Below are 7,284 nucleotides of genomic sequence, written 5' to 3' on the forward strand. Positions count from 1 at the left end.
GCGGCCCGCTTCGTGCTGCCTGTTTTCGGGCACACCGAGCGTGAGCGAGGTGCCGAGTGGTGGGGCAAGAGCCTTTTGGTTACTTTTGGGCTCCTTTCAAAAGTGACTCGCCGTAAGGGCGAAACCATAAGTAGCCATCACCCAAAAAACGGATATACCCCCATCACAACGACAACACCCCGCTATACAACCCGTAAGCCGCCACCCCCGCCCCCGCAACCACACAGCTGAAAATCCCTTTCTCCACGTGGGTAAACAAAGGCCGCCCCTGCTCCCGCTTGGCCAGCGCAAACAAAACCACACCCGGCGCGTACAACAGCGCCGACAGCAGCAGGTATTTCAAACCACCGGCGTACAGCAGCCACACCGCATAACCAAGGGCAATCAGCCCCACCAGCAAATCCTTGATCCGCTGGCGCTGTGCCCCGGCATAAGTCTCACCGCGCCCACTCAACAGCACGGCATACGCCGCCGACCACAAATACGGCACCAGGATCATCGACGAAGCCAGGTAAATCAGGGTGGTGTAGGTACTATGGGAAAACAGCGTGATCACCAGAAATATCTGGATCATCACATTGGTCAGCCACAGCGCATTGACCGGCACCCGGTTGGCGTTCTCCTTTTTCAGAAAGGCCGGCATGGTCTTGTCATGCGCCGTGGCGTAGAGAATTTCAGCACACAGCAGCGCCCACGACAGCAACGCCCCCAGCAACGAAACCGCCAAACCGATGCTGATGGCCATCGCGCCCCAAGGCCCGACGATATGTTCCAGCACACCCGCCAGCGACGGGTTTTGCAATTGCGCCAACTCCGGCTGGCTCATCACGCCCAGGGACAACACATTCACCAGTACCAACAGCGCCAACACCCCGAGAAAGCCGATCACGGTGGCGCGGCCCACGTCCGAACGCTTTTCGGCGCGCGCCGAATACACGCTGGCGCCCTCGATGCCGATAAACACGAACACGGTGACCAGCATCATATTGCGCACCTGGTCCACCACGCTGCCGAATTGCGGGTTGCCCAGGCCCCAGATATCACGGGTGAAAATATCGGCCTTGAACGCCACCGCCGCGATCACGATAAACATCAACAGCGGCACGATCTTCGCCACCGTGGTGATCTGGTTGATAAACGCCGCCTCCTTGATCCCGCGCATCACCAGAAAATGCACTGCCCACAGCAGCAATGACGCGCAGCCGATGGCCACTGGCGTATTGCCCTGGCCGAACACCGGAAAGAAGTAGCCAAGGGTGCTGAACAGCAACACGAAGTAACCCACATTGCCCATCCACGCACTGATCCAGTAACCCCAGGCTGACGAGAAACCCATGTAGTCGCCGAACCCGGCCTTGGCATAGGCGTACACCCCGGAGTCCAGCTCCGGTTTGCGATTGGCCAGGGTCTGGAACACAAACGCGAGGGTCAGCATGCCGACTGCGGTGATCGCCCAACCGATCAACACAGCCCCTACCTCGGCGCGCGCGGCCATGTTTTGCGGCAACGAAAAAATCCCGCCGCCAATCATCGAGCCCACTACCAGGGCTACCAATGCGCTGAGTCGCAGTTTCTCGGACGGTTGAGCCATGAATACTCCTGATAAATAACAAGTTGAGCTGAAACCGTGCACTCAACTAATTAACTCAGCGAGTGTAGCGCTTATTAAAGACAGCATTAAAACCGCCACGCTCATAACGCAAAGGCATGACAGTTTATAACGTTTAGTCTTATTTAGAATTTAAATATAGATGGCACTTAGCCCATACCGCACTACTTACAGGCGCCCCCGGTAAAAGTTTGCACATTCCGTAAAACGGTCTAGCTTCAAACGTCCACACCCCGGACTAAATGATTAACCACAACGCAGAAACCGCTCTGGAAAGCGCTTTTGCGGGGAACGGTATCGCCCAAGGGTTTTACCCCTAAGTCATTAATTCACAATGGAATGTGCCAATGAAGTGATCTGAGTCAGCTGTTTGATTAGCGCACGGATTTATTCTGTGGTCTCTCTTCTCCTGCATTGGAGTCATGCAATGTCTGATTCTCCCGGAAAACTTCGATTAGGCGCACTGGTTGCGCTGGTCGTGGGCTCGATGATTGGCGGCGGGATCTTCTCACTGCCGCAAAACATGGCGGCCAGCGCCGATGTCGGCGCGGTATTGATCGGCTGGGTGATTACTGCGATCGGCATGCTGACCCTGGCATTTGTGTTCCAGACCCTGGCCAACCGCAAACCTGACCTCGACGGCGGCGTGTATGCCTACGCCAAGGCCGGTTTCGGCGACTACATGGGTTTCTCGTCAGCCTGGGGTTACTGGATCAGTGCCTGGCTGGGCAACGTCGGTTACTTCGTGTTGCTGTTCAGCACCCTCGGTTACTTCTTTCCGATCTTTGGCGAAGGCAATACGCCGGCGGCGGTGATCGGTGCGTCGGTGCTGCTGTGGGCCGTGCATTTCCTGGTGTTGCGCGGGATCAAGGAAGCCGCGTTCATCAACCTGGTGACCACCGTCGCCAAAGTGGTGCCACTGGTGCTGTTTGTGTTGATCGCGCTGTTCGCGTTCAAGCTGGACATCTTCACCGCTGACATCTGGGGCGTGAAAAACCCGGACCTGGGCAGCGTGATGAACCAGGTGCGCAACATGATGTTGGTCACCGTCTGGGTGTTTATCGGCATCGAAGGCGCGAGCATCTTCTCGTCACGCGCCGAAAAACGCTCCGACGTCGGCAAGGCCACCGTGATCGGTTTCATCACTGTGCTGCTGTTCCTGATGCTGGTGAACGTGCTGTCCCTGGGCATCATGACCCAGCCGGAACTGGCCAAGCTGCAGAACCCGTCGATGGCCGCCGTGCTCGAGCATGTGGTGGGCCACTGGGGTGCGGTGCTGATCAGCGTCGGCTTGATCATCTCGTTGCTGGGCGCGCTGCTGTCGTGGGTGCTGCTGTGCGCGGAAATCATGTTCGCCGCCGCCAAGGACCACACCATGCCGGAGTTCCTGCGCCGCGAAAACGCCAACCATGTGCCGGCCAATGCGCTGTGGCTGACCAACGCGATGGTGCAGATTTTCCTGGTAATCACGCTGTTTTCCGCCAGCACTTACCTGTCGCTGATCTACCTCGCCACCTCGATGATCCTGGTGCCTTACCTGTGGTCGGCGGCTTACGCACTGCTGCTGGCGGTGCGCGGCGAAACCTACCAAGGCGCACCGGGCGAACGCCGCAAAGACCTGCTGATCGGTGGTATCGCGCTGATCTACGCGGTCTGGCTGCTCTATGCCGGCGGCACCAAATACCTGCTGCTGTCCGCCCTGCTCTATGCCCCAGGCGTGATCCTGTTCGCCAAGGCCAAGCATGAACTGGGCAAACCGATTTTCACCAACGTCGAGAAGCTGATTTTCGCCGCAGTGGTCATTGGCGCCCTGGTGGCTGCCTATGGGCTCTACGACGGCTTCCTGACTCTGTAACTGATGTTCACTGGAGGATCTGTAATGACCACGGAAAAAGTGAAGTACGGCGTACATTCCGAAGCCGGCAAACTGCGCAAAGTCATGGTGTGCTCCCCAGGTTTGGCCCACCAGCGGCTGACCCCCAACAACTGCGATGAACTGCTGTTCGATGACGTGCTGTGGGTGGCCCAGGCCAAACGCGACCATTTCGATTTCGTGACCAAGATGCGCGAGCGCGACATTGATGTGCTGGAAATGCACAACCTGCTGACCGATATCGTCGCCATTCCCGAAGCGCTGGACTGGATCCTGGAGCGCAAGATCACCTCGAATACGGTGGGCCTGGGCCTGGTCGATGAAGTCAGCTCGTGGCTGCGCAGCCTGGAGCCGCGCAAAATCAGCGAATTCCTGATCGGCGGTGTGTCAGCCGATGACCTGCCGAGCAGTTTTGGCGGCAAGACCATCGAGATGTTCCGCGACTTCCTCGGCCACGCCAGTTTCATTCTGCCGCCGCTGCCGAACACTCAGTTCACCCGCGACACCACCTGCTGGATCTACGGCGGCGTGACGCTGAACCCGATGTACTGGCCGGCACGCCGTCAGGAAACCCTGCTGGCCTCGGCCATCTACAAATTCCACCCCGAGTTCACCAACGCGGACTTCCAGATCTGGTACGGCGACCCCGACCAGGATCACGGCGCCGCCACCCTGGAAGGCGGCGACGTGATGCCGATTGGCAATGGCGTGGTGTTGATCGGCATGGGCGAGCGCTCGTCCCACCAGGCCATCGGCCAGCTGGCGCGCAACCTGTTCAAGAACAAAGCCGTGGAACGCGTGATCGTTGCCGGCCTGCCGAAATCCCGCGCGGCGATGCACCTGGACACCGTGTTCAGCTTCTGCGATCGCGACCTGGTGACCATCTTCCCCGAAGTAGTCAACCAGATCGTGCCCTTCACCCTGCGCCCTGACGAAAGCAAGCCACACGGCATCGACATCCAACGGGAGAAAACCAACTTCCTCGAAACCGTCGCCGCCGCGCTCAACCTCAAGGCGTTGCGCGTGGTCGAGACCGGCGGCAACAGCTTTGCCGCCGAGCGCGAGCAATGGGACGACGGCAACAACGTGGTGGCCGTGGAGCCTGGCGTGGTGATCGGCTACGACCGCAACACCTACACCAACACCCTGCTGCGCAAGGCCGGTGTGGAAGTGATCACCATCAGCGCCGGTGAGCTTGGCCGCGGCCGTGGCGGCGGCCACTGCATGACCTGCCCGATCATCCGCGACCCTATCGACTATTAAGGAGACTTCATCATGGCTTTCAACATGCGCAACCGCAGCCTGCTGTCGCTGATGCACCACACCACCCGCGAGCTGCACTACCTGCTGGACCTGTCCCGCGACCTCAAGCGCGCCAAATACACCGGCACCGAGCGTCCACACCTGAAGGGCAAGAACATCGCGCTGATCTTCGAAAAAACCTCGACCCGCACCCGTTGCGCGTTCGAAGTGGCGGCCCACGACCAGGGCGCCCACGTCACCTATATCGACCCGGTGTCGTCGCAGATCGGCCACAAGGAAAGCATGAAAGACACCGCCCGCGTCCTCGGCCGGATGTTTGATGCCATCGAGTACCGCGGCTTTGAACAGGAAATCGTCGAGGAGCTGGCCAAGTTCGCCGGCGTGCCGGTGTTCAACGGCCTGACCGCCGAATTCCACCCGACCCAAATGATCGCCGACACCCTGACCATGCGCGAACACAGCGACAAGCCGCTGCATGACATCAGCTACGCCTACCTGGGTGACGCCCGTTACAACATGGGCAACTCGCTGCTGATGATCGGCGCCAAGCTGGGCATGGACGTGCGCATCGGCGCGCCGAAAGCCCTGTGGCCACACGACGATTTCATCAAGCAGTGCCAAGCATTCGCCGAAGAAAGCGGCGCACGCATCACCATCACCGAAGACCCTGTCGAGGCGGTCAAGGGCGTGGACTTCATCCACACCGATATCTGGGTGTCGATGGGGGAGCCGGTGGAAGCGTGGGACGAGCGTATCGAGCAACTGCTGCCGTACCAGGTCAACGCCAAGATGATGAAAGCCTCGGGCAACCCGCGCGTGAAATTCATGCACTGCCTGCCGGCGTTTCACAACAGCGAGACCAAGGTCGGCAAGGACATCGCCGCGCGTTATCCGAACCTGGCCAATGGCGTGGAAGTGACCGAGGAGGTGTTCGAGTCGCCGGCCAACATCGCGTTTGAGCAAGCTGAAAACCGCATGCATACCATCAAGGCGATTCTGGTGTCGGCGTTGGCTGATATCTAACGCTCACTGGCCGAACACACTCGATGTGGGAGGGGCAAGCCCCCTCCCACAGCTGTTCTGTGTTCACAACGATGAATTTCAGAAGGATACACGTTATGCGCATCGTCGTAGCCCTGGGCGGCAACGCCCTGCTCCGCCGTGGTGAACCCATGACGGCGGACAACCAACGCGCCAATATCCGCATCGCCACCGAACAGATCGCCAAGATCCATGCCGGCAACGAACTGGTGATCGCCCACGGCAACGGCCCGCAAGTCGGCCTGCTGTCGTTGCAGGCGGCGGCCTACACCAGCGTTTCGCCTTACCCGCTGGACGTGCTGGGTGCCGAGACCGAAGGCATGATCGGCTACATCATCGAACAGGAACTGGGCAACCTGCTGGACTTCGAAGTGCCCTTCGCCACCCTGCTCACCCAGGTCGAAGTGGATGCCAAGGACCCGGCCTTCCAGAACCCCACCAAGCCCATCGGCCCGGTGTACTCCAAAGCCGAAGCCGAAAAACTCGCCGCCGAGAAAGGCTGGGCGATTGCCCCGGACGGCGATAAATACCGGCGCGTAGTCGCCAGCCCGCGCCCGAAACGCATCTTTGAAATTCGCCCGATCAAGTGGCTGCTGGAAAAAAGCGCCATCGTGATCTGCGCCGGCGGTGGCGGTATCCCGACGATGTATGGCGAAGACGGCAAGCTCAAAGGCATTGAAGCGGTGATCGACAAAGACCTGTGTTCGTCGCTGCTGGCCGCGCAACTCGACGCCGACTTGCTGGTGATCGCCACCGACGTCAACGCCGCCTTTATCGACTTCGGCAAGCCCACCCAGAAAGCCATCGGCCAGGCCCACCCCGATGAAATGGAGAAACTCGGCTTTGCCGCCGGCTCCATGGGGCCGAAGGTGCAAGCCGCCTGCGAGTTCGCCCGCCAGACTGGCAAAACCGCCGTCATCGGTTCACTCTCGGACATCGAAGCCATCGTCCAGGGCAACGCCGGTACACGCATCAGCACGGCAAAACCTGGCATCACCTACCTGTGAAGTAGAGGAGATACGCCTATGGCCACCTTTGAACCCGGTCACTTGCACGTCGAACGTCACGCGCTCAACAAGGACGACTACAGCTACAACCTGTGTATCGACTATGAAGTCAGCCAGGACCCAAAGGAAGGCAAGGGGATGCTGTTCAAGCTGCACGGTTCGGTGCAGGGCAAGGACCTCAAGGAAGAATTCTTTTTGCCCAAGGACCAGGCATTCGACTTTGCCCGCCATGCGATGAACATCGCGCAGAAGTACGGTATGCCGAAGATTGCCGTGTTGAATGGCTCGATGCACAAGCAGTACGACTTGATGTTTGAGGATGTGCGGCATCAGTTGGATGTGAAACCCGGCGACCCGGTCAAGCCGGAACACTTGGAGTAAGAACACCGCAAATCCAATGTGGGAGCTGGCTTGCCTGCGATGGCGGACTGACAGTCAATATTTTCAGTGACTGATCCACCGCTATCGCAGGCAAGCCAGCTCCCACATTT

At 59.2% G+C, this 7,284-nt stretch carries 6 protein-coding genes; 5 read left to right on the forward strand and 1 reads right to left on the reverse strand.

The annotated features are described in order from the left end of the window. Positions 1-163: 163 nt before the first annotated feature. On the reverse strand, positions 164-1,591 hold the full coding sequence (gene arcD, locus WBR57_RS00110) for an arginine-ornithine antiporter (RefSeq protein WP_424081003.1): 1,428 nt from the start codon (positions 1,589-1,591) through the stop codon (positions 164-166). A 445-nt stretch (positions 1,592-2,036) separates the two neighbouring features. Here arcD (WBR57_RS00110) and arcD (WBR57_RS00115) point away from each other — a divergent pair, with 445 nt between their 5' ends. The 5 genes from arcD (WBR57_RS00115) to WBR57_RS00135 all read left to right on the forward strand — a co-directional run bounded on the left by arcD (WBR57_RS00115) (position 2,037) and on the right by WBR57_RS00135 (position 7,174). Continuing rightward, complete coding sequence (arcD, locus tag WBR57_RS00115; protein ID WP_424081005.1) at positions 2,037-3,464, forward strand: arginine-ornithine antiporter; 1,428 nt, start codon at positions 2,037-2,039, stop codon at positions 3,462-3,464. Between the two features lie 24 nt (positions 3,465-3,488). After that, positions 3,489-4,745 carry an arginine deiminase gene (arcA, locus tag WBR57_RS00120; protein ID WP_424081007.1) on the forward strand — a complete coding sequence of 419 codons (1,257 nt, stop codon included), beginning with the start codon at positions 3,489-3,491 and terminating at the stop codon, positions 4,743-4,745. Positions 4,746-4,757: 12 nt separating this feature from the next. Then, positions 4,758-5,768: an ornithine carbamoyltransferase gene (locus WBR57_RS00125; RefSeq protein ID WP_122542868.1), complete on the forward strand. Its 1,011-nt coding sequence runs from the start codon at positions 4,758-4,760 to the stop codon at positions 5,766-5,768. A 95-nt stretch (positions 5,769-5,863) separates the two neighbouring features. Then, positions 5,864-6,793: a carbamate kinase gene (arcC, locus tag WBR57_RS00130; RefSeq protein WP_424081009.1), complete on the forward strand. Its 930-nt coding sequence runs from the start codon at positions 5,864-5,866 to the stop codon at positions 6,791-6,793. An 18-nt stretch (positions 6,794-6,811) separates the two neighbouring features. Then, on the forward strand, positions 6,812-7,174 hold the full coding sequence (locus tag WBR57_RS00135; protein ID WP_177004774.1) for a DUF5064 family protein: 363 nt from the start codon (positions 6,812-6,814) through the stop codon (positions 7,172-7,174). Positions 7,175-7,284: the final 110 nt, after the last annotated feature.

Source organism: Pseudomonas sp., assembly GCF_049590575.1.
Classification (GTDB): Bacteria; Pseudomonadota; Gammaproteobacteria; order Pseudomonadales; family Pseudomonadaceae; genus Aquipseudomonas.